General features: G+C 70.1%; 18 protein-coding genes. 8 read left to right on the forward strand and 10 right to left on the reverse strand.

Annotation, left to right across the window (positions count from 1 at the left end):
• Position 1: 1 nt before the first annotated feature.
• The 6 genes from pelF to E5S69_RS14215 are packed head-to-tail and all read right to left on the reverse strand — an operon-like array spanning position 2 to position 11,601.
• Entirely contained in the window at positions 2 to 1,597 is a 1,596-nt protein-coding gene (gene pelF / locus E5S69_RS14190) for a GT4 family glycosyltransferase PelF (protein WP_171515285.1), read from the reverse strand.
• Positions 1,594 to 2,580, reverse strand: coding sequence for a tetratricopeptide repeat protein (locus E5S69_RS14195; protein ID WP_171515286.1), 987 nt, complete (start codon positions 2,578 to 2,580; stop codon positions 1,594 to 1,596). The genes pelF and E5S69_RS14195 overlap by 4 nt, the downstream gene beginning before the upstream one ends.
• Positions 2,573 to 4,012 (reverse strand): PelD GGDEF domain-containing protein, encoded by a 1,440-nt coding sequence (locus tag E5S69_RS14200; protein WP_171515287.1) that lies wholly within the window; start codon positions 4,010 to 4,012, stop codon positions 2,573 to 2,575. The genes E5S69_RS14195 and E5S69_RS14200 overlap by 8 nt, the downstream gene beginning before the upstream one ends.
• Positions 4,013 to 4,072: 60 nt before the next feature.
• Entirely contained in the window at positions 4,073 to 4,630 is a 558-nt protein-coding gene (locus E5S69_RS14205) for a penicillin-binding protein activator LpoB (RefSeq protein WP_171515288.1), read from the reverse strand.
• A 55-nt stretch (positions 4,631 to 4,685) separates the two neighbouring features.
• Positions 4,686 to 8,765: a tetratricopeptide repeat protein gene (locus E5S69_RS14210; protein ID WP_171515289.1), complete on the reverse strand. Its 4,080-nt coding sequence runs from the start codon at positions 8,763 to 8,765 to the stop codon at positions 4,686 to 4,688.
• Positions 8,728 to 11,601, reverse strand: a complete 2,874-nt coding sequence (locus E5S69_RS14215) for a bifunctional glycoside hydrolase 114/ polysaccharide deacetylase family protein (protein WP_423766635.1) — start codon at positions 11,599 to 11,601, stop codon at positions 8,728 to 8,730. Before E5S69_RS14215 ends, E5S69_RS14210 begins: the two co-directional genes overlap by 38 nt.
• A gap of 993 nt (positions 11,602 to 12,594) precedes the next feature.
• On the opposite strand from E5S69_RS14215, the gene E5S69_RS14220 reads away from it, so the two are divergent.
• The 4 genes from E5S69_RS14220 (at position 12,595) to E5S69_RS14235 (ending at position 16,671) form a co-directional block, all read left to right on the forward strand.
• Positions 12,595 to 12,798: a cold-shock protein gene (locus E5S69_RS14220; RefSeq protein WP_010810931.1), complete on the forward strand. Its 204-nt coding sequence runs from the start codon at positions 12,595 to 12,597 to the stop codon at positions 12,796 to 12,798.
• Positions 12,799 to 13,024: 226 nt separating this feature from the next.
• Positions 13,025 to 13,888: a presqualene diphosphate synthase HpnD gene (hpnD, locus tag E5S69_RS14225; protein ID WP_171515290.1), complete on the forward strand. Its 864-nt coding sequence runs from the start codon at positions 13,025 to 13,027 to the stop codon at positions 13,886 to 13,888.
• Positions 13,889 to 13,948: 60 nt separating this feature from the next.
• A complete protein-coding gene (shc, locus tag E5S69_RS14230; RefSeq protein ID WP_171515291.1) occupies positions 13,949 to 15,982 on the forward strand; it encodes a squalene--hopene cyclase in 2,034 nt (677 codons plus the stop codon).
• Positions 15,979 to 16,671 (forward strand): phosphorylase, encoded by a 693-nt coding sequence (locus E5S69_RS14235; RefSeq protein WP_171515380.1) that lies wholly within the window; start codon positions 15,979 to 15,981, stop codon positions 16,669 to 16,671. The genes shc and E5S69_RS14235 overlap by 4 nt, the downstream gene beginning before the upstream one ends.
• Positions 16,672 to 16,846: 175 nt before the next feature.
• Here E5S69_RS14235 and E5S69_RS14240 read toward each other — a convergent pair whose 3' ends face one another.
• Positions 16,847 to 18,103, reverse strand: a complete 1,257-nt coding sequence (locus E5S69_RS14240; protein WP_171515292.1) for an Hsp70 family protein — start codon at positions 18,101 to 18,103, stop codon at positions 16,847 to 16,849.
• A 203-nt stretch (positions 18,104 to 18,306) separates the two neighbouring features.
• Here E5S69_RS14240 and E5S69_RS14245 point away from each other — a divergent pair, with 203 nt between their 5' ends.
• Entirely contained in the window at positions 18,307 to 19,506 is a 1,200-nt protein-coding gene (locus E5S69_RS14245; protein ID WP_171515293.1) for a CaiB/BaiF CoA transferase family protein, read from the forward strand.
• Complete coding sequence (locus tag E5S69_RS14250; RefSeq protein WP_171515294.1) at positions 19,503 to 20,378, forward strand: citryl-CoA lyase; 876 nt, start codon at positions 19,503 to 19,505, stop codon at positions 20,376 to 20,378. Before E5S69_RS14245 ends, E5S69_RS14250 begins: the two co-directional genes overlap by 4 nt.
• A 36-nt stretch (positions 20,379 to 20,414) precedes the next feature.
• On the opposite strand, the gene E5S69_RS14255 is transcribed toward E5S69_RS14250, so the two are convergent.
• The gene (locus E5S69_RS14255) at positions 20,415 to 21,674 is read right to left on the reverse strand and encodes a GGDEF domain-containing protein (RefSeq protein WP_171515295.1); all 1,260 of its coding nucleotides are present in this window, start codon (positions 21,672 to 21,674) and stop codon (positions 20,415 to 20,417) included.
• 211 nt (positions 21,675 to 21,885) lie between these two features.
• Complete coding sequence (locus E5S69_RS14260) at positions 21,886 to 22,635, reverse strand: IclR family transcriptional regulator (RefSeq protein WP_171515296.1); 750 nt, start codon at positions 22,633 to 22,635, stop codon at positions 21,886 to 21,888.
• 417 nt (positions 22,636 to 23,052) lie between these two features.
• On the opposite strand from E5S69_RS14260, the gene E5S69_RS14265 reads away from it, so the two are divergent.
• Together E5S69_RS14265 and E5S69_RS14270 are read left to right on the forward strand one after the other, a co-directional pair.
• The gene (locus tag E5S69_RS14265; protein WP_231942684.1) at positions 23,053 to 23,286 is read left to right on the forward strand and encodes an IclR family transcriptional regulator; all 234 of its coding nucleotides are present in this window, start codon (positions 23,053 to 23,055) and stop codon (positions 23,284 to 23,286) included.
• Between the two features lie 161 nt (positions 23,287 to 23,447).
• Positions 23,448 to 23,813 carry a helix-turn-helix domain-containing protein gene (locus E5S69_RS14270; protein ID WP_171515298.1) on the forward strand — a complete coding sequence of 122 codons (366 nt, stop codon included), beginning with the start codon at positions 23,448 to 23,450 and terminating at the stop codon, positions 23,811 to 23,813.
• A 2-nt stretch (positions 23,814 to 23,815) separates the two neighbouring features.
• Here the strand turns inward: E5S69_RS14270 and E5S69_RS14275 are convergent, their stop codons facing one another.
• Positions 23,816 to 24,586: a class I SAM-dependent methyltransferase gene (locus tag E5S69_RS14275; RefSeq protein WP_171515299.1), complete on the reverse strand. Its 771-nt coding sequence runs from the start codon at positions 24,584 to 24,586 to the stop codon at positions 23,816 to 23,818.
• Positions 24,587 to 24,803 lie beyond the last annotated feature (217 nt).

Consider the following 24,803-nt stretch of genomic DNA (forward strand, 5'->3'; position numbering starts at 1 on the left):
CTCAGCCTCCTCCGTGAACCGGGCAGCGCGCCGGATTGCCGCCGTGCCGGGCCGTTCCGTCATGCCCGGCGCCGTCGGGCCGCGCCAGCAGCCGTTGATACAGTTCGCGGTAGCTGCCCACCATGCGCTCCTGGGTGTAGTAGCGCTCCACGCGCGCCACGCCGGCGGCCTGTGCCGCCTGCCAGCGCACCGGGTCGCGCAGCAGCCCGAGCGCGGCCGCGGCCAGCGCGGCGGGATCGGCGATGCGTACCACCTCGCCGGCCGAGCCCAGCGCGGCGTCCTCGCCGGGCAGGCCGAACAGCAGCTCGCGGCACGAGCCCACGTCCGTGGTCACGCACGGCACGCCCGCGGCAAAGCCTTCCAGCACCACCAGCGGCAGCGCTTCGCTGATCGAGCTGAGCACCAGCACCCCCACCTGCGGCAGCAGCGCGTCGATGCGCTGGAAGCCGAGGAACTTCACCTTCTGGCCCAGGCCCAGGCTTTCGGCGAGGCTGCGGCATTCGCGCGCGTACTCCGCGTCTTCGTCCTCCGGGCCGGCGATCCAGCCTTCGGCTTCGGGGTACTCGCGCACCACCGTCAGCATCGCGCGGATAAAGGTCTTGACGTCCTTGATCGGCACCACCCGGCCGATCAGGCACAGCACCGGCGGCACGCCCGGCGGGCGCCGCGCGCGCAGCGGCGCCAGACGCGGCAGGTCGATGCCGTTGGGGATGCTGCGCGTGCGCGCCTCGGGCGCGCCGTCCTGCACCTGGCGGCGGCGGTTGCCCTCATACAGCGCGACGATGTCGTCGCCGGCGTCGTAGCAGACCCGTCCGATGGTCTCGAAAAAGCGCACCCACAGCTCGCGGAAATAGCTGATCTGGGAGATATCGCGTTCGAACACGTTGCGGTTATCGCGGATCCACTGGCTCTGGAACAGGTCAATCTTGCGTTCCTTGGTATAGATGCCATGCTCCGACACCAGCAGCGGGCGCTGGTTGCGGTGGCGCAGCAGCGCGCCGAGAAAGCCCGCATAGCCGGTGGAAACCGTGTGGTAGACCCGCGCCGGGATCAGCCCGTCGGCAATCCGCACCAGTTGCCACAGCGGCTTGTGCATGATGCGCACGGTCCAGAAGTAATCCGTGAACGACGGGTCGGTGCAGAAGCGCCGGTATTGCTCGGTGATGGTCTGCCAGGCACGGCGGCTGTACAGGAACGCGTCTTCGCCCAGCGCGCCGCCTTCGCGCAGCGCCGGCATCAGCTCGCGGATCATGGCGCCGGCCTCGGCCTCGCGGCCGGGCTCGCGCAGCAGGTCGTGCAGGCGGTCCGCGGCGTCGAACGCCTTGGCATTGCCGCTGCGCCCCTGCACCAGTGGTGGCGGCGGGAAGTCATAGAGGTAGTGCGTTTCCAGGTGCACCACGTTGGGCGGCAACTGGTAGGCCATGTCGCCATAGTCCTCGCGCCGGCTGCCGATGAAGACGATGCCGAAGCGCAGCTCGGGAAACGCCCGGATCATCTGGTTGACCCAGCTCGACACGCCGCCGCTCACGTACGGGAAGGTGCCCTCGAGCAGCAGCATGACGTCGGCCGACGCCGCTTTCAACAGGATCTCGCTCATGATTGCCAGTACCGCAGCAGGGGCCGCACCAGCGGGAGCGGCGAAGGGCTGTCAAACGATGCCATCAGCTGGCGCACCGCGGCGTAGTCGCGTTCCAGGTAAGCGGCTTCGGCCAGGTGTGGCAGCACGCGCTCGCGCGCGAAGCCGAGCGCTTCGGCACGCTGCAGCCAGGCGCGCGCCTCGCGCGGGGCGTTGCGGGCCAGCGCCAGGCGCCCGCGCATGTACCACAGCGAGGCGTTGCTGTCGTCATGCGACAGCGCCGCGCTGGCGTAGCGCTCGACCTGGCTCGCGGTATAGCGGTAGACGTCGCCCTGCACCAGGTTCTGGTAGATCAGTTCCCAGTACAGGTCCGCCAGGCGCTTGCTGATCTCGGCGCGCTCGCTGGGGCTGTAGGCGCTTTCCAGCCGCGGCAGCTCGGCCAGGATCTGCTGGGTCAGCTGCTTCTCGGCGCCGTCCAGCATGCCGTAGGCCAGCAGCCGGATATCGTCGGCACTGTCGGCCAGCAACTCGCGCAGCACCGGGCTGACGGTGCGCGCCGGCATCGACTGCATCGCCACCAGCGCGGTCATGCGCTCCGGCAGCGGCGCGCGGGCATTGCCCAGCTGCGCCCGCAGCCGCGCGCCGCCGCCGTGCGTGACGCGCGACATCAGGTGCGTGACAAACTCCGGCAGGCCCACGGTGCCGATGCCGCTGGTATCGACGCGGCGCGGGTACAGCTTCGACAGCAGGTAGCTGCCCAGGCATACCAGCGCGCCGCCGAGCGGCACGAAGAAGCAGAACAGCGCCAGGAAGCCATAGCTCCACGCGAACGGCATGCGCATGCGCCGCGGCAGCAGGCGCCACAGCAGCAACGCGGTCAGCGCGGCGGCCACCGCCTGCATGCCGAAGAACGCCAGCAGCAGCGCGGTGCTGTTGCCGGCGCGGGCCAGCAGCGCCAGCGCGGCGATCTGGGCGGCCAGGCCGCCGGCGCCGAGCTTAAACATGGGGCGCTTCCCCGGCGGGCAGCGTCGACCGCGCGACCGCGCCGTCGACCTGGGCCCGGCGCAGCAGCTTGACCAGCGCGTCTTCCGCGCCGGTGGCGGGCACCGCCAGCGTGTAGACGCCGATGCCGGCGCTGGTGAAATCGGTGCCGAACTGGGCCCGCAGCATGTCTTCGATGCGCACCAGGTAGGCCGCCACGGCCTGCGCATCGGACAGCGGCATCAGTGTCAGCATGGCGCGGTGGTGGGGGTTGACCAGCGGCCAGGCCACGTCCAGCGCCCGCCGGCTGCGCACCACCTGCTCGAACAGCGCATCGCGCTCCGGGTCGGTGTCGAACACCAGCGCCACCACCGAGCTGTCGATGCCGGTCTCGCGCTGCAGCCGCGACAGGCGCGCATAGTCCAGCGCAAACGGGTACGGGCAGGCCGGCAGCGCCGCCTGGATGGTGCGGGTGGCGCCGGCATGCTCGACGCCGTCGGCGTAGTAGCCCAGCAGCACCATCAGCATCTGCAGGTTTTCATAGCTCAGCGACAGGAACGGCATGCGTTCCACCACCAGCAACCCGATCAGGTGGTCGGAGCCCGCCAGCACCGGCGCCACCGCCACGTAGCGCGTGCGGGCATCATGCTGCAGGCCGTCGGCGCGCAGGTGCGCGAGCTGGCGCGTGTCCAGGCAGTGGCGCACCAGCGGATCGGCGGTGTCGAGCGTGAAGGCCGGGCCGATGCTGGCGGCGGGCTCGGCGTCGATGTGCTCGCCGTCGCAGGCATAGAGCGCGGCAGCCTCCAGCTGGCAGGCCTGCGCCACCACCTGCAGCACCGGCTGCGCGCCGGCGAGCACCTGGCCGGCTCGGCCTGCCTCCTCCAGCGCCACGCCGCGCAGCTGCGACAAGGTGTCGCGCAGCGTGGTGGGCCGCGCCAGCAGGTCGTTTTCCAGCCGCGCGTGGGAGATGCGCAGCAGGTAGTGGTTCTTGGTCAGCGCCGCCAGGCGTTCATCCAGGTAGCGGTTCACGGCGCGGGCGCGCGCCAGGCGCGTGCCCCAGATATCGCCGAACTGCCCCGCCACCAGCACCAGCAGCAGGCCGCCCAGGAAGAACAGGCGCGGGAACGGCCCGGTCATCACGCCGGTATGGTGGTAGACGTACCAGGCGCCGAGCAGCATCAGCACGCTGCCCACGCCGATCAGCGTGCCGTAGCGCAGTGCCAGGATCACCGGCAGCAGCCAGGCCCACGGAAAGCCCATGCCCAGCAGCAGCGGGTTCTGCGGCAGCACCAGCCAGGCCAGGCCCAGCGCGGCCAGCATTGCCACTACCAGTTCCACCACGGCGGCGGGCCCGGCGACCGCCGGCGCCAGCAGGCGCGCATAGCGCCCGCCCAGGCCGATGCCCTGCCCCTGTCGCGCGCGATAGGTGTTGTCAGCCGTCTTGGCCACGCTCATCCCCTTGCTTCAACCGATCCATCGCCGCGCGGGCGCGGCGCCGTGCTGAGGATTGCCACCTCAGCCCTGCATCAGCGGCGCCAGCAGGCGACGCAGCAGCTTCTGCGCGGTGCCCGACAGCGAGGCGCGGCTCCAGCCGCTGTCACTGCCGGTGGCGGACCAGACCACTTCGCCGCTGTTCACGTCGAGCAGCTGCAGCGAGATGCCGACCGCGGGCTCGCCATCCACGCCCACCTTGTAGCGCCATTCCTGCACCGCGCCGGTCAGTGCATAGCGGGCCTTTTCGGCGCGCGCCCATTCCAGCGCCTTGCCCACCGCCTCGCGCTCGGCCGGCTCGAACAGCGTTTCCGGGTTCAGCGCGGCAGGATAGCGCTTCAGGCTGGCCACGCCGCCGGTCTTCAGCAGGCTCTCGGCGATCGCCTCGGCGCGCAGGCCGGCCTGCGGCGTCTCGGTGTAATTGACGATCGGCAGCACCGCGATGGTTTCGCCGCGCGCCAGCACCGGCGCGCGCCCGACATCGGTCACCGCGCAACCCGCCAGCCACAGCGCCGCGCCCAGCGCGCCGCACCATGCCGCCAGCCGCTTCGCCACCGTCTTGCCCGTCCCTTGCTTGTTCATGTTCATCCCCTTTTTCGTATTGCCATGTCCTGATGATGCCTGCCCCGCCGCCGGCTCAGTACAGCCAGCGGTAGCGCAATCCCAGTTCCGTCATCGGCCGTCCGCCGTTGCGCGCCGCGGTCTCGTGCGAGACATAGAGCGCCAGGTGGTCATTGCCCAACACCGAGCCCGCCACGCCGCCCTGCACGCGGAAGTTCTGCCGCGCGCGGGTGTCGTGCAACAGCCCGACTTCGCCGAACGGCCGCCACTTGCGGGTGTATTCGTCCAGCAGTTCGGTGCCGAAGCCAAACAGCACGCCGGCCTGCGTGAAGCCCTGCGGCATATAGAACGCCGGCGTCGCGGCGTCGCCGGCCGGCACCAGCGCGGCCAGGCGCGGCGTCAGGCTGCCATCCTGCGTGCTGTAGCTGGCATGGGTAGCGACCACGCGCACGGTGTAGTCCGGATACGCGGTGCGGATCTTGTAGCCGGCCTCGACGTCGTAGACCATGCCGTGGCCGAGCGTGCTGCGGTCCTGGCCGCGGAAGCGGCTGTATTCGATGCGCGCGCCGATGAACTCGCGCAAGCTGAAGCGCCACGTCGCGCCCAGCGCCAGCACGTCCTTGGCCCCGCCCACGCGCAGCGGCGCGGACTCGTCCGCGGGTTGGTTGAGCCCGGCCAGCGTGCTGAACTGCAGCCGCCCCTGCTGGTTCCACTCGCCGAAGAAGCGCGCCGTGGCCATGGTGTCGAGCCCCTCGCGGTAACCGGCGGTGGCACGCCAGCGCCGGTTGTTGTCGCGGTAGCCCAGCGAAAGGTCAGCGCGCCGGTCCGACGCGGGCACGTTGACCAGTTGCTCGGGGTCGGTGCTGCGCTGGTCGCGCCAGGTGCCCTGCAGGTTCAGGTCATAGCCGTCCCACAACCGCACGCCGCCGGCCAGGCTGCCTTCGGTGAATTCCAGCGGCTTCTGGTGCATGAAACGCACGCGCGGCTCGATCGCCTGGGCGTTGAAGAGCAGCGTTTCGCGCAGGGTTTCCTGCAGCGCGTCGTCGGAGCGGGCCCGTTCCTGAGTCTCGAAGGCCAGCGTCTGTGCCGCGCCGAGGCGGTCCAGCCGCTGGTTGGCCTCAATCTGGTTCGCCACCGGAACGCGGCCGGCCTGGCGCTCCAGGATGCGGTCCAGGCTGTTCAGGTCCTGCCGGTCCAGCGCGATCGCCACCTCGGCATACGCCGGGCGCTGCAGCCGGCTGGCGTACCGGCGCGCCAGCCAGCCGCGCGCCAGTTCGCTGGATTCCGCCGACATCGCCCAGGCCAGCGCGGCATCGCGGCCAGCGGCCGACAAGGCGGCCTCGCGCCGCGCCGCGTCGCGTACGACCTCGGCGGAAACCGGCTCGCGCAGTGGTGGCAGCCCGTCGATCTCCCCCAGCTGCGACGGTGCCCCCGCCCCCGCCGACGGCAAGTCGCGCGCCGCGGTGGAAGCGCGGTCGGCGCGCAGCATCTGGATCACCAGCGCGCGCGAGACATCACCGGAGGCAAAGATCTGCCCCAGCGCCACGGTCTGGCGGCGCAGGTCCGCCCGCGACGGCGCCCCCGATGCGTTCTCGTGCTCCTCGTCGCCGTCGGTGTTATCCGGGCGCATACGGGCAGCGCCCGCGCCGCGCCGGGCCCAGCCGCGATGCAGGTCGATCCAGGCCTGGCGGCGCACGCGCCAGGCCATGTCGGTCTGGCCGATGGCTTCATAGGCGTCGGCCAGAAGGTTCAGCCAGAGCGGATCGGCGCTCTGGCCGTCTTTGAGCTTGCGCAGGTAATGCAGGGCCGCGCGCCCGTCGTAGTAGCGCATATGGCCGGCGGCGAAGGCACCCCACAGGTCGGGATTGTCTTCGGCCTGGTCCTGCAGGCGGCGCATCACCGCGCGCACCTCGGTATCGCTGCCCTGGTCGACCAGCGTCCACAGCAGCGCCGCCAGCGTTTCACTGTCGGCGTCCGGCAGGCCCGCGGCGTGGCGCAGGTCGGCCAGGGCCTGGTCGCGCTGGCCGGTCACGCGGTAATACTCGGCACGCCGCATCAGGAAGCGGCTCGATTGCTTGGCGACCCGGCGCTGTTCGGGGCTCATGTCCTGCAGCAGGCGCTCGATGCGGCGGTAGGCATGGGCACGGGTGTAGTAGTACAGCGCCAGCTCCAGCGAGGCCGGGCTGGCGCCGCGGCGCCAGTCGGCCTCGGCGATGCGGCCGGCGTCGATCGGGGTCTTGTCGTAATACGCGATCAGGTTGGAAAAATCCGCTCCCTGCGCGTCGCGCAACTCGTCCATGCAATCGTTGCGCGCCGGCCCCGCCGGTCGTTGCATGCAGTGCTCGTCGCGGCTCTGCACGGCCGCCACCATCAGCTGCCGATAACCGTCCTGCAGCAGGTCGTCACGCTGGTTGAGCCGGGCCAGCTCGGTGAACGTGCGCCAGTAAAGCAGGTCGCGCGGGCCCGCGGCGGCGCGTGCGGGCAGCATGGCATCCAGCGCGTGGGCCAGCTTGCCGCGCACATAGAGCAGGTTGGCCAGCTTGAGCGCATAGGCCGGGCGCGGGCCGAAGCGCTGCTGCAGTTGCGTATAGAGCTGGAACGCGCGCTCGTCCTTGCCGGCGCGTTCCGCCAGCGCGGCATGGCGCTCCATGATGTCGCGCGCCTTGGGGCCGTGGCTCAGGCCTTCCAGGAAGCGCATCGCTTCTTCCGGCTCGCCCAGGCGTTCGTAGGCGGCCACCACCTCGTCCACCGTCTTCAGGTCCGCGCCGCCCGCGCGGTGGCGCAGCGCGGCCAGGTAGGCACGGTCGTCGGACAGTCCCGGCGCGAGCCGCATCACCGCATCCCAGGCGCGCTCGTCGTTGGTCGCGCGCGCATAGTCGAGCCAGCTCTTCAGCGCCACGGCGGGCTGGCGGTTCCATTCGGCCACCTGGGCCAGCCGTTCGCGCCAGACCGGCTCGCCCGGCAGCCGGCGCACCGCGGTCTCGGCCACGCGCTGCGCCTGGTCGAGCTTGCCCGCCGACAGGAACACGCGATAGGCCAGCTCATAGTCCTCGACATTGAACTTCGTGTCAGCCGGCTGCGCGGGTGCGGCCTCCTGCGCCGCGGCCTTGCGCACGCCGAGCTGGCCCGAAGCCGCCAGCGCCTCGCGCAATGCCAGTCCGCGCGGGCCGTCGAGGAACACCACGCCACGATCGCTCCAGGGCTGGCTTGCGGCAATGCGCCGCACTTCGGCCTGGCGGGCGGCCAGCGCGGCCCGCTCCGCATCGGCGCCGTCGCGCAGCCGCGCCGACACCTTCAGCAGCCGCTCGACATAGCGGCTGGCCTGTTCCGGCTTGTTGGCCGCCAGCGCCAGCCGGGTCAGGTAGCGCAGCACCTCCGGGTCGTCGAGCAGCTTGCCGCCGTGGCGCTCGGCCTGCGCCAGCGCCTCGTCCAGCAGGTTGCCTGACTGCAGCGTCTGCACCGCCTTCAGGAACAGCGCGCGCCGCTCGGCCAGCGTGGTCGCGGCCGCCTGCTGCGCGAACAGGGCATTGGCGGCGTCGCGGTAGTCGCCGCCGGCAATCGCCAGGTCCGCCAGCTGGCGGTTCCAGAACGCGGCATTGTTGCGGTCTTGGCTGGCCAGTGCCGTATAGAACCTGCGCATCGCCTCATCCGCGCCCGCCTGGCGCGCCTGCGTGGCCAGTGCCTGCAGGTCGGCCAGGGGCCAGCGGCGGCCGGCGGCCCGGTCCAGCAGGCTGCGCAGCTGCACCAGGTTCTGTTCGCGCTCGGGCGTTCCCGGCAGCGCGGCCCAGGCGCGCTGCTGCGCGATCTCGATGCGCGTGCGCAGCACCTGGCCCGAGAGGTCGGTGCCCTGCACCGCCTGCATCCGCTCCAGCATGGCCTGCGCCTCTTCCAGCCGGCCGGTGCGCGCGTACTGCTCGGCCAGCACGCCCATGAAGGCGGGGTCGTCAGGCGTGACCTTCCACCAGGCTTCCAGGTAAGCCATGGTCAGCCCGTCGATGGTTCGGCCCTGCCCCAGCAGCCGTTCGCGCAGGGTCTCGCGCGGGAACATCAGCGCCAGGCCGATGCCCACGATGGCGGTAAAGGTCAGCACCAGCGTCGGCGGCAGCAGCCGCTCGCGCTCAGCCGGCGCAGCGGACTTCAACTTGTTGCCTGACATGATTGGGGTCGGTCACGGGTGCGGTATCCACGCGCAGCGTGTTGCGCTCGCGCACGGCCGGTACGGCCTTGCCATCGACGCTGACACGGCAGTTGCCGGCGTTGGCCAGGCGGAAGAACGGCTTGAAGTAGCCACTGAAAGCGAAGCGGGTCACGCCATCGCGCTGCGACCAGTCGCGCACGATGCCGCTCGCTTCGGCCAGCTGCGGCGTGGCCGGCGCCACCGTGGCCGCGGTGTCGCGCATGGCAAAGCGGGCATCGCCGCCGTCCAGGTGCAGGTAAACGCCGCCGCCGGGCGCCGGCGAGGTCCCGGTCACGCCATGCGCGGCGGCCACGTCGGGCAGGCCCGCGCCGCTCCAGCGCAGGTTGCGCAGGTTGCCGTCGCCGCGCACGATCCATCGCGTGCCGGATACGCCTGGGCTGCCGTCGCCCACCTCGCGCGCCACCGCCATGTCCTGCCAGTCGAGCACCTTGCGCACGTAGTCGGTCGCATGCAGTGGCAGCAGCGGCTGCGCCAGCGCGTAGTCATAGACCTTGCGCAGCGCCTTCAGCGACGCGGCCTTGGTGCCCGAGTAGCTGTGGTAGTAAATGTTCACGGGCTTGAAGCGATACGGCTGGTCGGTCAGCTCGAAGGTCTCGATCACGCGCTCGAAGCCGTAGAACGGGCCGTGCCACAGGTTGGTATAGACGTTCTCGTTCTGGTTGGGCGCAAACACCTGGAAGGTGCCGCCCGGCTTGTGGATACCCAGCGGCGCGATCGCGGTCCAGCTGGGGTTGCTGCGCGTGATCAGCGTATCCCCGCCATTCATGTTGAGCACGCGCGCCTTGTCGGCCAGCCGCAGGGCCTCGGCCGGCGGCTGGCAGTCGCCCGACCACAGCAGCATGCTGACGGGCTTGCCGGCAGGGGCCAGACTGCGGTTGATGTAGTCGATGGAACCGCCGATCTCGCGGTTCAGGTCCATGGTGTAGCCGGGGATGTTGAGGTGGAACGCCTCGTCGCCCTCGACCACCGCGGCATTGCCGGCATGCGCGGGCTGGCCCAGCACTGTGCGCGCCCATTCGAACGGGTGCGAAAAGGTATGGCTGGCTACTTCGACATAGGGCTGGGCAAAGATCTTGCGCGCGATCGGTTCCAGTTCGGCGCTCAGCTTCGGGTACATGCCGTCGCGGCTGACCTCGCCCTGGATCACCGACATGGTCATCGGCAGCCGGTAGCGGTCGAAGATCTCGCGCAACAGCACCTCGCCGGAAAAGCCGCCGCCCGGCATCTCGGCGCGCGAGGCAAAGCCGTCGCCATCGATATGGATGGTCAGCAGGCGCCGGCCATTCTCGGTGGTGACATCGGGCACCGGCATGGCGGGCAGGCGCAGCGCCTCGCGCAGGAAGTCCAGGGGCTGCACCACCCAGCGGCTCTGGGTGTTGCCGGTGCCGCTCTGGTGCACCGCATACGGCCCCAGCACATAGCCGCCCCACGGCGTGATGGCCGCGGCGTCATAGGTCAGGGTTCCGGAGCGCAGGCGCAGCAGCGAGCGGAAGCCGCCGCCGTCGGGGACCTGGATCGCCTCGGCCTGGGTACGGTCGGGCGCCACCGGCATCTCGAAGCCCATCATCCGGTCCTTGGCCACGACCTCGACGGGGCCCGACACACGTCCCCTGACCGCCTTCAGGCCGAAGCTGCGCGCCACCGCGCCGCTAACGCTGGTGCCAAAGTCATTCAGGAACACCACCGGCATGCCCTGCGCCATGCGCGCCTGTACCCAGGTGTGGAACCGGCCCGGCTGCGCCGTGACCTTACCCGACAGGTACACCACCACGCCGGCGTAGCGGTCCGGCCCGATCTCGGGCAGCTCGTCGCCGATCTCGGCAAATTCGATGCGGTAGCCCAGGTAATTGAGCGGCATCGCGACAAAGCGCACGCCCGGGGAATCATCGATCGACTCGCCAGGGCGGCGCTCCTGCACCACCAGCACACGCCGCGGCAGCACTTCGACCTTGCCGATGCCGACCGTCTGCAGGCCCGGATCGGCCACGTAGGGCGTGATGCCCAGCGCGCGGATGCGCTGGGCAGTCTCGCGCGCGCAGCGGCGATCCGCCGGCGGGCAATAGTCGATCGACACCACCGGCAGGCGGTATTGCTCGCGGATGGTGCGCGCCTGCGCCAGCAGCCAGTCGCGGTCGGCCTGCGGCACCTCGACGTAGTGGCCCTGGGCCTGGTTCCAGCCGCGGAACAGCGACTCGAAGGCCACGGCATACGCGAGGCCATGCACCTGCGGCAGGATCTCGAAGCCACGGTTGAAGATCAGGCGGGCCTCGGGATAGCGCGCCTTGATCGCGCGCACCACGCGCACCAGGCCGGCTTCCTGCCGCGCACGTTCGGCGTCGGTCCTGGCGGCGAGCTGGTACGAGTCCAGGGTATCGAGGAAGAAGCCGCGGAAGCCGCGTTGCCACAGCGGCGCGATCACCTTGTCGACATAGAAGGCGGGCCAGCCGTCGGCCGCCTGGTCGATGACCGGCGCGTTCCAGGCGTCGTTGCGGCCGACGAACCAGCTTTTGGGGATGTCCTTGAAGTACGGCCGGCCTTCCAGCACCTCGCCCACGCTGACATAGGCAAACCAGGCGGTCGCTGGGGTGGCCAGCTGGCGCGGATCGAAGCCGCTGTCGGGTTCGACCACCGCGATATCGAAGGCCTGCAGCGCGTCGACCGGCGGCTTGGCGCCATAGTGCAGCGCGATCGACGGCAGCGCCGGTGCCGCAGCGTCGGACGCCGGCTGTGCCGCGGCGGCGCCAGCAGCGCCAAGGACCAGGGCCAACGCGGCGCGCTGCGCCAGTTGCCCCAGCCACGCCAGCCATCCCGGCCGGCGCGGCGTGCGGACGCCCCGGCTGCTTTGCGCTGCCCCCAGTCGATTCACAAGCGTGCTTCCCTTTATTTTGCGCACCTCAAGGTGCTCTATGCCAGACATTTTAGTGGCGCCTCAAGACCGCGCGGCGTCTGGTTCTGGACGTCAATTCGGAAAAGTCCGATGTTATCCGGCAACCGCATACTAGAGCAGTCCCGGTTGCTGCATTGTCAACAATTGTCCCGAAAAGGAGACATTGAGCCCGCGCACGCGTTAACTACCGCCCTGCCTAGCGGGGACGGTCCGGCGCAGTCAGCCGGCCCGTAAAGCCCGCCAAAGCCGGACGCCCGATGACGCCGCTGTCCGCTACCGCATTTCCGGACAGTCCGGTTTCCGCCCGCACGAAAAGCTTGTGCAGATTGCCCAATGTATGGACGCGCATCCAGACCATTGACTCATGTATGCGCACGCACCACCTGACTGCCACCACGGTTCTTGTGTTTTATTCGCATAATGCTATCTCAGCGCCGGACCAGCCTCACCCAAACGCGGTAGAAGACGTGCCGTAAAAATTTGTAAAAAGCATGGCACCAACCTGCAGCGGGCGGCAGCCATTATGCACGACCAGGTGGCACGGTTGCCCCCCGGCGGTGCATGCACAGGTAAACCCGACAATAAAAAATCAGGGAATTCACTGAACTGGGACCGAAGTAGAAAACGCTAATATCTCCTGTCGGAACCTCTCATCATGATTAGGCGCTTAGCCTGATTGACACACCGGGAAAATTCGGCAGAATGATTCCCACTTGTGCAGCGTTCATTCGGTGTCATTTGGTGTAGTCGTTCCGTGACGGTTTCGGTTGTCACGACAGCGACATATCGAAGTCATATGGAATGCGCTGGCGGGGAACATAAAAGAGATCCGCTGGGTGCGTTGCACACGGTGTATAACGAGCGTTTTCGCTCATTTTGAAATTCAAGGTTGAGATAGATATGGAAACCGGTACCGTTAAGTGGTTCAACGACGCCAAGGGCTTCGGCTTCATCACGCCGGACGAAGGCGGCAATGATCTGTTCGCGCACTTCTCCGCGATTGAAGGCAATGGCTTCAAGTCGCTGAAGGAAGGCCAGAAGGTGCGCTACGTCAAGGCCATGGGCCAGAAGGGCGAGCAAGCCACCAAGATCCAGGCCCTCTGATACCGGTGAGGTACCCGCTGGTCCAACGGACCAGCCGGCACAAAAGCCCCGCAGCGTCGTTGCGGGGCTTTTTGTTTTTGGGCGCGCTGTGCTGGAGCACGGCTGCGCCAGCGCCGTTGCAGGTGAAATTGCTATAATCGCCCGACCCCACAACCACCTCCCGGGCAAGTGCGCGCCGACGTCGCGCGGCCGGCGCGGGACGGTAAGCAGCGTGTCGAGGAGTTACGTGGCCGGTACTCAGATCGCAGCTTCAGACAGCCCCGCCGTCGCAGGCTGCCAGGCTAGCCCCGCCGCTTCGGCGGGCAGTTCCTTCCATGCCGCGCTGCGCATCCTGCCGGCGGTACAGCGCCAGGCCATGTTCGAGATCTACGCGTTCTGCCGCGCCGTCGACGATATCGCCGACGGCAACGCGCCGCATGCCGAGCGCCTGGCAGCGCTGGATGCCTGGCGCCGCGACATCGGCGCCTGCTACGCCGGCAACCCGCCCGCGCCACTGCAATCGCTGTGCGCCCAGATCCGGGCGTTCGACCTGCAGCAGGCAGACTTCCTCGCCGTGATCGACGGCATGACCATGGACGTAGTGCAGGATATCCGCGCGCCCGACGCGGCCACCCTGGACCTGTACTGCGACCGCGTTGCCAGCGCGGTGGGCCGCCTGGCGGTGCGCGTGTTCGGTCTGGAGGCGTCGTGCGGGATAGCGCTGGCGCACCACCTGGGCCGCGCGCTGCAGCTGACCAATATCCTGCGCGATATCGACGAGGACGCCGCCATCGGCCGGCTCTACCTCCCCGCCGAGGCGCTCGCCGCGGCCGGCATCGGCGCGGCCACGCCCGCGGCCGTGGCCGCGCACCCGGCGCTGGGACAGGCGTGCGCGGCCGTGGCGCGCGAGGCCCGGGCCCACTATGACCAGGCCTGGGCCATCATGGCGCGCTGCCCGGCACGCCAGGTGCGCTCGCCACGCATCATGGCCGAGGTCTACCACCGCATCCTGGGGCGGCTGTGCGCGCAGGGCTGGCGCGCGCCGCGCCAGCGCGTGCGCCTGCCGCGCGCGCAATTGCTCTGGATTGTGCTGCGCCACGCCATTGGCTGAGCGCGGCAAGCCGATGCACGCCCGGCCCGGCCACGCCGCGCGCCGGCACAAGGAGGCTGCATGTCGATGAACGAGACCGTCTTTGCCAATGCCGCGCCCCAGCTGGACGCGGCGCCGCGGCAGCCAGCCGGCGCGCACGAGCCGGCGGCAGCGCGCGCGCCGGCGCACGCGCTCGACCAAGGCATCGACCGCGCGCTCGACGCGCTGCTGCACCAGCAGCGCCCCGACGGCCACTGGATCTACGAACTCGAAGCCGACGCCACCATCCCCGCCGAATACGTGCTGATGGTGCACTACCTGGGCGAGCCTCCCGACCTCGACCTGGAAGCGCGCATCGCCCGCTACCTGCGCCGCATCCAGAACCCCGACGGCGGCTGGCCGCTGTTCCATGAAGGCCGCTCCGACATCAGCGCCAGCGTCAAGGCGTATTTCGCGCTGAAGATGGCGGGCGACGATCCGCAATCGGCGCCAATGCAGCGCGCGCGCCAGGCTATCCATGCCATGGGCGGCGCCGAGGCCAGCAATGTGTTCACGCGCACGCTGCTGGCGCTGTACGGGGTGCTGCCGTGGACGGCGGTGCCGATGATGCCGGTCGAGATCATGCTGTTGCCGCGCTGGTTTCCGTTCCACTTGTCCAAGGTCTCGTACTGGGCGCGCACGGTGATCGTGCCGCTGCTGGTGCTCAACAGCCTGCGCCCGCAGGCGCGCAACCCGCGCGGCGTCGGCATCCATGAACTGTTCGTCGGCAACTGCCACACGCTGGGCCTGCCGCCGCGTGCGGCCCACCAGCATGCCGGCTGGTACAGAATGTTCCGCAGCCTGGACGCGCTGCTGCGCGTGGCCGAGCCGCTCTTTCCGCGGGCGCTGCGCCGGCGCGCCGTTGCCGCGGCACAGCGCTTCGTGCGCGAGCGGCTCAACGGCGAGGACGGCCTGGGCGCGATCTTCCCCGCCATGGCCAACAGCGTGATGATGTTCGACGTGCTGGGCGTGCCGCCCGAGGACCCGGCGCGCGCGGTGGCGAGGCGTTCGCTCGAGCGCCTGCTGGTCGAGCACGGCGACGAGGCCTATTGCCAGCCCTGCCTGTCGCCGGTGTGGGATACCGCGCTGGCCACCCACGCCCTGCTGGAAACCGGCGAAGCGCGCGCGGCGCAGGCGGCCGGGCGCGCGCTGGACTGGCTCAGGCCGCTGCAAGTGCTGGACCTGCGTGGCGACTGGGCGGTGCGCCGCCCGCTGGTGCGCCCGGGCGGCTGGGCCTTCCAGTACGCCAACGCCTATTACCCCGACGTCGACGACACCGCCGTGGTGGCCGCCGCGATGGACCGCTTCATGCGCGCGCACCACGCGCCGGGGCGCTACGGCGAAGCGGTGGCGCGCGCCACCGAGTGGATCGTCGGCATGCAGGGCGGCAACGGCGGCTGGGGCGCGTTCGAGCCCGAGAACACGCACCTGTACCTGAACAACATCCCCTTTGCCGATCACGGCGCGCTGCTGGACCCGCCCACCGCGGACGTATCGGCGCGCTGCCTGTCGATGCTGTGCCAGACCGGCGCCAACCCCGGCAACAGCGAGCCCGCCGCGCGCGCGTTGCGCTACGTGCTGGCCGAGCAGATGCCCGACGGCAGCTGGTTCGGCCGCTGGGGCACCAACTATATCTACGGCACCTGGAGCGCGCTGTGCGCGCTGAACGCCGCCGGCCTGCCGCCCGAGGCGCCCGAACTGCAGCGCGCGGTGGCGTGGCTGGCGCGGATCCAGAACGCAGACGGCGGCTGGGGCGAGGACGGCAGCAGCTACCGGCTTGACTACCGCGGCTACGAGCCGGCGCCCAGCGTGGCCTCGCAGACCGCCTGGGCGCTGCTGGCGCTGATGGCCGCGGGTGCGGCCCAGCACCCGGCGGTGGCGCGCGGCGTCGACTACCTGCTGCGCACGCAGCAGCCCGGCGGCCTGTGGCATGAGGCCCGCTTTACCGCGGTGGGCTTTCCGCGCGTGTTCTACCTGCGCTATCACGGCTACGCGCGCTACTTTCCGTTGTGGGCGCTGGCGCGCTACCGCAACCTGCAGCGCGGCGGCACCGGCCAGGTGTCATGGGGGCTGTGACGGCGCCGTTCGTGCTGGTCGTCACCGGCATGGCATTCGAAGCGCGCATCGCGGCCGGGCCGCATTGCCGCGTGGTGCACGGCGTGCGCGGCCTGGCGCTGGAGCAAGAGGTCTCCGCGATGGCCAGCCGGCAGTGCATGGGAATCCTCAGCTTCGGCGTGGCGGGCGGGCTGGAGCCGACGCTGGCGCCCGGCGATGTGGTGCTGGCGGATGCGGTCTGTGCTCCCGGCGAACGCTACGACACCGCTTCGACCTGGACGCGCGCCATGCACGGGGCGCTGCCGCACGCGCGCATCGGCACCGCGGCCGGGTCCGACCAGCCGGTACTGTCGGTGGCTGCCAAGGCGGCGCTGCACCGGGCCACGGGGGCGCTGTGCGTCGATATGGAATCGCATCTGGCCGCGCGCATGGCGGCAGCCTGCCGGCTGCCGTTCGCGGCCTGCCGCGTGGTCATCGACCCCGCCACGCGCGCGGTGCCGGCCGCGGCGGCGGCAGGCATGGGCGAACAAGGCAAGACCGATGTGGCCGCGGTGTTGCGCGCGCTGCTGCGCGCGCCCGGGGACTTGCCGGCGCTAATGCGCCTGGCCGGCGATGCCGCCGCCGCGCGCGGCGCGCTGCGCGCGGCGCGGCTGGCGCTGGGGGATGCGTACGGGTTGCGCGACATGCGCGGGCGGCAAGCTGACTTCTGAGCGGCGACGCAAGGCTTTCTCCCGCTCGCCGGAGAGAGTTGGGGGAGGGCCGGACTGTCCACGAAGTAAAGCGTGTCGGTCTGCCTGGGCCTCCCCTCGCCCGGCCCCTCTCCCGCAAGCGGGCGAGGGGAGCAAAGCCCGGTGCGCTTAGACGCCGGAAGCTAGAGTCATCCCCTCAGCCGAACTTCCTCACCGCGTCCAGCGCCAGCCCGCTGCCGATGCTGCCGAACCGGTCCCCTTCCACGCAGCGCGCCTCGGGCAGCAATGCCGCCAGCCGCTGGCGCAGCAGCGGCACGCTGCTGGAGCCGCCGGTGAAGAAGATGGTATCGACGGCCGCGCCGGACACGCCGGCGTCGGCCAGCAGCTTGTGCACGGTCTGCTCGGTCTTCGCCACCAGCTTGTCGATCGAGGCATCGAACTCATCGCGGGTAATGGTGAGCGTCAGCCCTTGTTCCAGCCGCTGCAGGTCCACCTCGGTGCTGCCCGCGTCCGACAGGGCAATCTTGGCGGCTTCGACCTGGATCGCCAGCCAGTGCCCGGCACGCTCCCGGATCAGCCGCACCAGGCGGTCGAGCTTGACCGTGTCGGCGGCGTCGCGATAGTTGTCCATCACCAGCGACCACGCCTTGCGCGTATAGAGCAGGTTGATGGTGTGCCAGCTGGCCAGGTCGAAATACTGGCTCGACGGCATCGCCTTGCCGTTGCGCAGCGCGCTGCCCAGGCCCAGCAGCGGCATCGCGCGCGCCAGGCTGAGCGCGCGGTCGAAGTCGGTGCCGCCGATGTGCACGCCGCCGTTGGCCAGGATGTCGTCGCGCCGGTCAGCGCGCGCGGCACGCTCCGGCGACAGCCGCACCAGCGAAAAATCCGAGGTGCCGCCGCCGATATCGGCGACCAGCACCAGTTCCTCGCGCGTGATGCCGGCCTCGTAGTCAAACGCCGCCGCGATCGGCTCATACTGGAACGCGATCTCGCTGAACCCCGCGTCGCGCGCGATCCCGGCCAGCGTGTCTTCGGCCAGCTGGTCGGCCACCGGGTCCTCGTCGATAAAAAACACCGGACGCCCCAGCACCGCGCGCGAGAAGCCGGTGCCGGCGGCGTGCTCGGCGCGCGTCTTCAGTTCGCCGATGAAATGCGCCAGCAGCTTGCGGAACGGCATGGCCTGGCCCATCACCTCGGTGCTGTCGTCCATCATCGAAGTGCCGAGCAGGCTCTTGAGCGAACGCATCAGCCGGCCCTCGTAGCCCGCCAGGTAATCGCCCAGCGCGGCGCGCCCGTAGCTGACCAGCGGATCCTCGGCATGGAAAAAGATCACCGACGGCAGCGTCGCCTTGCCATCCTCCAGCGGCAGCAGCGCGGCCGCGCTGCCGGGCCGGCTCCAGCCAACGGTCGAGTTGGAGGTGCCGAAGTCCAGGCCGCATGCGTTTGACATCATCGATTCCGTTCCCTGCAAGCAAAGTGGCGCGCGCGGCGCAAGCCGGCCGCGGGCGGGGGCGCTATTGTAGGGCAGCGACCGGGTCCGTGCCGGCCGAGCATGCCTTGACACGCTGGCAGGGCAAACCTATGCTGCGAAGGTTCCTTATTAAAGACCGTTGTTCTGTTGTTCAGAACGAACGGGGCGAGATCTGATCTTCAGCCATGCAAAAACCACTGCGCCATATCCGCGTCCTCGACCTCACCAATGTGCTGGCTGGACCGTTTTGCTGCCACCAGCTGGCCCACCTGGGCGCCGAAGTCATCAAGGTGGAAACCCCGGGCACCGGCGACCTGGCTCGCCAACTGGGCGCGGACCCGGTGCTGAACCAGCGACTGATGGGCGTGTCGTTTCTGGCACAGAATCCTGGCAAGCAATCGGTCACCGTCAACCTGAAGCATGCGCGCGGCAAGGAGGTGTTCCGCAAGCTGGTGCGTGGGGCCGATGTGGTGGTCGAGAACTTCCGGCCTGGCGTGATGGACCGCCTCGGGCTGGGCTACGAGACCCTGAAGCAGGACAATGCGCGGCTGATCTACTGCGCGATCTCGGGCTTCGGCCAGGACGGCCCGCTCGCCGGCCTGCCCGCCTACGACCAGATCATCCAGGGCATGGCCGGCGTGATGCAGATCACCGGCGACGCCCACAGCGCGCCGCTGCGGGTAGGCTACCCGGTGTCCGACACCATCGGCGGGCTGACCGCGGCGCTGGCGGTGTCGGCGGCGCTGGCCGATACCGGGCGCACCGAGGGCTATTTCATCGACGTCTCGATGCTGGAAGCAACGCTGGCGACGATGGGCTGGGCGGTGTCCAACCACCTGATCGCGGACCGGGCGCCCACGCCGATGGGCAACGAGAACATGACCGCCAGCCCGTCCGGCACCTTCCGCACCGCCGACGGCCTGCTCAATATCGCCGCCAACAAGCAGGAACAGTTTGAAGCGCTCTGCCGCGTGGTGGGCCGCCCCGCGCTGGCTGCCGATACGCGCTTCGCGCAGCGCCAGGCGCGGCTGGCGAACCGGGCCGCGCTGACACAGGCGCTGGAAGCCGAACTGGCACGCAAGCCGGCGGCCGCGTGGTGGCCGCTGCTGACCGCGGCCGGCGTGCCGGCGGGGCCGGTGCTTGACGTGCCGCAGACACTGGCCCAGCCGCAGGTCAGCGAACGCGGCATGATCGCCGAGTTTGCCGACGCGCCCGGCGTGGGCCGCGACATCCGCGTGGTGCGCACCGGCTTCAAGCTCAACCGCGAAGCGCCGGCGGTGGACACGCCGCCGCCGCAACTTGGCCAGCATACGCGGCAGGTGCTGGAGCGCCTGGGCTACAGCGATGCGGACATCGATCAACTGAGCCAGGAGGGTGCGATATGAGCGGTACCGACACTGCCAGCCAGCCCCGGGACGAGGGCCTGGACCACGGCCAGCGCCAGTCGCAGGACTGGTGGCGCACCGGCATCATCGACATGCGCCCGGGCGAGATCCGCTACCGCGGCTACCCGATCGAGCAGTTGATCGGCCGGGTATCGTTTGCGCAGATGATCTGGCTGATGCTGCGTGGCGAGCTGCCCGGCCCGGGCCAGGGTGAACTGCTTGACGCGGCGCTGATGGCTGCCGTCGACCACGGCCCGCAGGCGCCCAGCATTGCCATCGCGCGCATGGCGGCCACCTGCGGCGTGGGGCTGAACAATGCCATGGCGTCGGCCGTCAATGTGCTGGGCGACGTGCATGGCGGCGCGGGCGAACAGGCGGTGGCGCTGTATCACGACGTGGCGCAGCGGCTGGATGGCGGCAGCGCGATGGCGGCGGCTGTGACCGAGGCGCTGCGACACTACCGCGATCTGCACGGCAAGTACGTAGCCGGCTTCGGCCACCGTTTCCATCCGGTCGATCCGCGTGCGCCGCGGCTGCTGGCGCTGGTCGAACAGGCCGCGGCCGACGGCGTGGTCAGCGGTCGCTACGCCGGCATCGCGCGCGCGGTGGAAGCGGCGCTGGGCGCGGGGCGCGGCAAGCCGATCCCGATGAACATCGATGGCGCCACCGCGGTGATCTACGCCGAACTGGGCTTTGCCGCGCCGCTGGCACGCGGGCTGTTCTGCCTGTCGCGCTCGGTCGGCATCCTCGCGCACGCGTGGGAACAACAGTGCGAGGGCGGACGCAACAAGGGCCCGATGCCGCGCCAGTTCCTGTGGACCTATGATGGCGCGCCGCCGCGCGACGTGCCGGAGCCGGGCACACGCCCCTAGCCGCAAGATCCCCACGACAAGCCGACCCGATCGAGGTCAGCCGGCCAGGTCGGGCGCCGGCTCCAGCAGCGCGGCCGGCGCCGCACTGGCCGCCGCTACCGCCATCGACGATGCCAGCACATAGCGGTCCCTCCCATGCGCCTTGGCGTGGTAAAGCGCGCGGTCGGCCTCGGCAAACAGGGTCCGCCACAGCGCCTCGCTGCTGCCCGCGCCGCTGCGCAGCTGCGCCACGCCGATGCTGACGCTGGCATGGCCGCGGCCTGCGGGCAAGGCGATCGCGCGCACCTTGCGCAGCACCCGGTTGGCCAGCGCCGAGGCCTGCTGCTCGTCGGTATGCGGGCACAGCACGCAGAACTCTTCCCCGCCGTAGCGGCCGGCCACGTCCGAGGCGCGGCGCGAGTTGTCCAGCGCCTGCGCCACTTCACGCAGCACCGCATCGCCGGCATGGTGGCCGCAGCTATCGTTGACCTGCTTGAAGTAGTCGATATCGATCACCAGGCACGCCAGCGGCTGGCCGTCGCGCTGCCAGCGCGCCACCAGCGACAGCGCCGACATCTCCAGCGCGCCGCGGTTGAGCAGCCCGGTCAGCGCGTCCATGCGCGCGCCGCTCTCGTTGTGCGCGACGATCTGCTCCATCGCCATCACGGTGAAGCCGAACAGCCCCAGCAACGTGGCGATCAGCGGCGCCAGGACCCAGGCCGAATCGGCCGGGCCGGCGAAGAACAAGGTCAGCGGCGCCGCGGCGCCGCCGGCCGCCGCGCTGCCGGCCGGCAGGCTCATGGCATGGCTGAAACCGGCCAGCTGCGTCGCCAGTTGCACCAGGCTCGCCATCAGCACCAGCGGCGCACCAATGCTGCGGCGCCCGCGCCCGGCGCGCGCCAGCGTGGCGAAGGTGGCGAGCGACACCAGCGCCAGCACACCATAGACGATGCGCAGCACCAGCTGCGGGCCTTCAGGCAGGCCGCTCGAGGCCGCCATCAGGCCCAGCACGATCGCGCCCGCCCCGGCCAGCGCGCCCGGATGCGCCGGCACGCCGTAGTAGAGCCGCACGCCGCGATAGATCAGCAGCCAGCCGGCGACGAAGGCGAATGCGCCCAGCGTGCCGAGCTGGCCGGTGCCGCTGGCCGCGCTCACCGCCAGCGCCAGGCCCGCCGCCGACACCAGCACATGCCCGAAGGCCCACAGCCGCCCCGCCGTGCTCGCGCGCAGCGCGAACACCAGCCCCGCCGCAATGATCAGCGTGCTGCAGAAAAACACCATCATCACCACCGCGATGGTCTGCTGGTCCAGGTGCAAGGGATTTCCTCAAGGATGCCGTCCGCCTGCCGTCAATCTCGATCGGCAGGCATCAGGCCACGGGGGCGACGCGGGGCATGCGGGCGCTGATTTCACCAGATGTGACGTGCGCGGTTTTTCATGCCATCCGCATGATAGCCCGCGCCGGCGCAAGCTTGGCACCCCCTGCAAGCCGGGTCGGCCGGGCTTCGCCCGGGGCGGGGGTCTTGCGTCAGTCTGGGACGGTCGGACCAGGCGTGGCGGGCGGCGCCGAGCCGCCGAGCGCGCGCGTCAGCGCGCGCGCAGCCTGCAGCACATCGCTGCGGAACGCGTCGCGGTAGCGCGCCGCCGGGCAGGTCAGCGTCAGCGCGCCGGCCAGTTCGCCGCCAGCACCGAACACCGGTGCCGAAACCCCGGCAAGATCGGGGCTGCGGTCACCGACCAGCGCGGCCACGCCGTCTTGCCGGATCTGGTCATAGAGTGCGCCGGCCTCGCCGGCGAAGGCGCGCAGCACGCGCGCGCCGGCGCCGCGGTCGCGCGGCAGCAGTTCGCCCGCGCGCACGTGGTCACGCACCGGCTGCGGCGAATCCACGCGGTACAGGCACAACCGGTGCTCGCCCTGCTCGACATGAAAGGCCGCGCTCTCGCGCGTTGCGTTCACCAGTTCGCGCAGCACCGGCATCACCACCGCCTCGAGCGAGAACGACGCCGCATAGACCGCGTGCAGCCGCGCCACTTCCGGGCCCAGGCCATAACGGCCATCGGCGTGGCGCAGCACCAGCCCGGCGTGCTCGAGCGATGCCAGCAGGCGCAGCAGCGTGCTCTTGTACAGGCCGCTGCGCTGCGCCAGTTCGGCGAGCGCCAGCGCGCCATCGCCCAGGCGGAATACCGACAGCACGAACAGGGCCCGGTCCACGGCGATGGCGCCCCCGGCGGCGGCGTGCTTGTCGGCTTCGGAAACCTGTGCGGCTTTGCGTGGCATGGCGGGCGGCAAATGAACCTGGGAGGGGCTTGGGTCAAAACGATGCGCCACCGTATAGAACGCTCCCTGCCTTGTCAATCGGGGCTCCTGGCGGCGTCGATGTGCCAGGACCTGGCTGGTTGGACCCCCGCATGGTGGCGTTTTTCTGCAACACCCCGCGCAATAGCGTGCCGGACCGCGCGTCCGCGCAAGCGCCTCCTGCGCCGTCTGGGCTACCGCATGCGCCACATCGCGCGCTCGGCGCTTAGCCTATTCGCCACTCCTGGCATTGCAAGCGGAATCAGCGGGGAAATCCACGCCGCTTTTTGCTTAAGCGGCTGCTGCACCGGATGGATAGAATCATGCGTTGCTCAACTCCGCACCATCCTGCTTTTTCCGCCGCAAATGTCTCATCGCCGTGCTTTCCCCGACCTTGGTATGACCGTTCCCGCACTCTCGCTTGGTGCCATCCTGGACGACCTGCGCAGCGCCCCGCGGCCGCTGACGTCCGCGGAATATGCATACCTGGCGCAGCTGCGGCAGCGCATTGTCACCGGCGACGCCGACCTGTGGACCACGCTCGAAACCGCGGGCGTGCCGTGCAGCGAGCGCCGCCTGTCGCCGGACGTGGTGCTGGCGCTGACCGCGATCGGCCAGCTGCCGATGCACTGACTGCGCAGCCACTGCGCGCATCGCCGGAAAATTCCCCGCCGTATTTCCGAATCCGGCTGCCCACCAGCCCCGCCTTGCCCCGCTACGATCGATTCACTTCGAACCGCCGGGGACTCGTACCAGCGCACAAGCGCCGAACCGCCCCCGGCCATGACATGGGCATGGCTTACCGACTCCGCAACCGGCGCGTCTCTTTTCTCTCCTTGCGTGTCTTTGTCGCGCTGATGCAGCACCGCGACACCGGCAGCGCCGCGCAGGCGCTCGGCATCCAGCCGCAACGGCTCCACTACCAGATCCGCAGGCTCGAGGCCGCGCTGGGGACGCCGCTGTTCGAGAGCTGCAGCCCGGCCTGGCTGCCGACGGCGGCGGGCCTCAGCGCCTTGCCCAAGATCCACGCCATGCTGGACATCTGGGAGCAAGTCCAGGGCAGCACCGCCGCGCGGCGCGGCACGGCCGCGGCGCTGACGCGCGAACCCTGCGCGGTGCGGGTCGGCGCGGCTTTCTGGGTGCGGCAGGCCACCATGTAGTCTCAGGCACGCCGTTCGCAGTGATAGGCCTCGGTGCGGTAGGGGAAGGCGACCTCGGCGCGGGCCGACAGCGCCGGATGCTGGTCAATCAGCGCGTGCAGGCGCGTGCGCACCCGCGCCTGCTCCGGCCCGGGCAGCGACGCAATGAAGCTGACCGACATGACGCGGTCAACGATCACCCGCTGCGGCGGCCCCACATGCGTATAGGGCAGGCTTTGCAGTGCCAGCGGCCCGAAGCCCTCGGCCGGAAACACCCGTTTCCAGTCGCCCTTGTGAAAACGCGGCGCGTCGCCTTCATACGGCGCCATGATGGCAGTCAGCTGCGCCACCCAGTCCACGCTTTCATCCCGCACGTTCCAGACCAGCCCGAGCCGTCCGCCGGGGCGCAGCACGCGGCGGATCTCCGCCAGCGCCTGCGCATTCGCAAACCAGTGGAACGCCTGCGCGCAGACCACGGCGTCGACGCTGGCATCGGCCAGCGGAATCGCCTCGGCACTGCCTTCCAGCGCTTGCACCGGCGCCACCGCGGCCGCCAGCTGCGCGCGCATCTGCGCCACCGGCTCGACCGCCGTGACCGTGGCGCCGGTGTGCACCAGCCAACGCGTAAACTTGCCTGTGCCCGCGCCCAGGTCAAGCACGGCGCGGCCGGGATGCAGGCCCAGCGCGCCGCGCAGCCAGGGGTCGATTTCCGCCGGATACTCGGGGCGGCCGCGCGCATAGGTATCGGCCTGGCTGGCGAATCCCTGTGCGGCGGCCTGATGGACAGCATTCATGGGCGGACTCCGGTGCATGGTCGTGCCGTAGCCTACGCGCCCCTGTGCGATCGGACAAGCTGGTGCTGCACGGTCAATGCATCAAAGCGCCGACCCTTGGCCGCCTATTGCATACCCAGGTCTCGACCTTGGCACCACGCCGCGCATATTCGCATGCAATAAGCTTCCTTGACCCGCCCAGGCGCGCTCCGCGACCATGGCTGCCATGCTGCACGGC

Source organism: Cupriavidus necator (assembly GCF_013141915.1).
Classification (GTDB): Bacteria; Pseudomonadota; Gammaproteobacteria; order Burkholderiales; family Burkholderiaceae; genus Cupriavidus; species Cupriavidus necator_B.

Excerpts from the sequence above, each read along its gene's own strand:
- pelF (WP_171515285.1), bottom strand. The coding sequence starts at position 1,597 with ATGAGCGAGATCCTGTTGAAAGCGGCGTCGGCCGACGTCATGCTGCTG.
- E5S69_RS14205 (WP_171515288.1), bottom strand. The coding sequence starts at position 4,630 with ATGAACAAGCAAGGGACGGGCAAGACGGTGGCGAAGCGGCTGGCGGCA.
- E5S69_RS14245 (WP_171515293.1), top strand. The coding sequence starts at position 18,307 with ATGCAAAAACCACTGCGCCATATCCGCGTCCTCGACCTCACCAATGTG.
- E5S69_RS14210 (WP_171515289.1), bottom strand. The coding sequence starts at position 8,765 with ATGTCAGGCAACAAGTTGAAGTCCGCTGCGCCGGCTGAGCGCGAGCGG.
- E5S69_RS14195 (WP_171515286.1), bottom strand. The coding sequence starts at position 2,580 with ATGTTTAAGCTCGGCGCCGGCGGCCTGGCCGCCCAGATCGCCGCGCTG.
- E5S69_RS14220 (WP_010810931.1), top strand. The coding sequence starts at position 12,595 with ATGGAAACCGGTACCGTTAAGTGGTTCAACGACGCCAAGGGCTTCGGC.
- E5S69_RS14260 (WP_171515296.1), bottom strand. The coding sequence starts at position 22,635 with ATGCCACGCAAAGCCGCACAGGTTTCCGAAGCCGACAAGCACGCCGCC.
- E5S69_RS14200 (WP_171515287.1), bottom strand. The coding sequence starts at position 4,012 with ATGAGCGTGGCCAAGACGGCTGACAACACCTATCGCGCGCGACAGGGG.
- shc (WP_171515291.1), top strand. The coding sequence starts at position 13,949 with ATGTCGATGAACGAGACCGTCTTTGCCAATGCCGCGCCCCAGCTGGAC.
- E5S69_RS14275 (WP_171515299.1), bottom strand. The coding sequence starts at position 24,586 with ATGAATGCTGTCCATCAGGCCGCCGCACAGGGATTCGCCAGCCAGGCC.
- E5S69_RS14250 (WP_171515294.1), top strand. The coding sequence starts at position 19,503 with ATGAGCGGTACCGACACTGCCAGCCAGCCCCGGGACGAGGGCCTGGAC.
- E5S69_RS14240 (WP_171515292.1), bottom strand. The coding sequence starts at position 18,103 with ATGATGTCAAACGCATGCGGCCTGGACTTCGGCACCTCCAACTCGACC.
- E5S69_RS14270 (WP_171515298.1), top strand. The coding sequence starts at position 23,448 with ATGGCTTACCGACTCCGCAACCGGCGCGTCTCTTTTCTCTCCTTGCGT.
- E5S69_RS14265 (WP_231942684.1), top strand. The coding sequence starts at position 23,053 with ATGACCGTTCCCGCACTCTCGCTTGGTGCCATCCTGGACGACCTGCGC.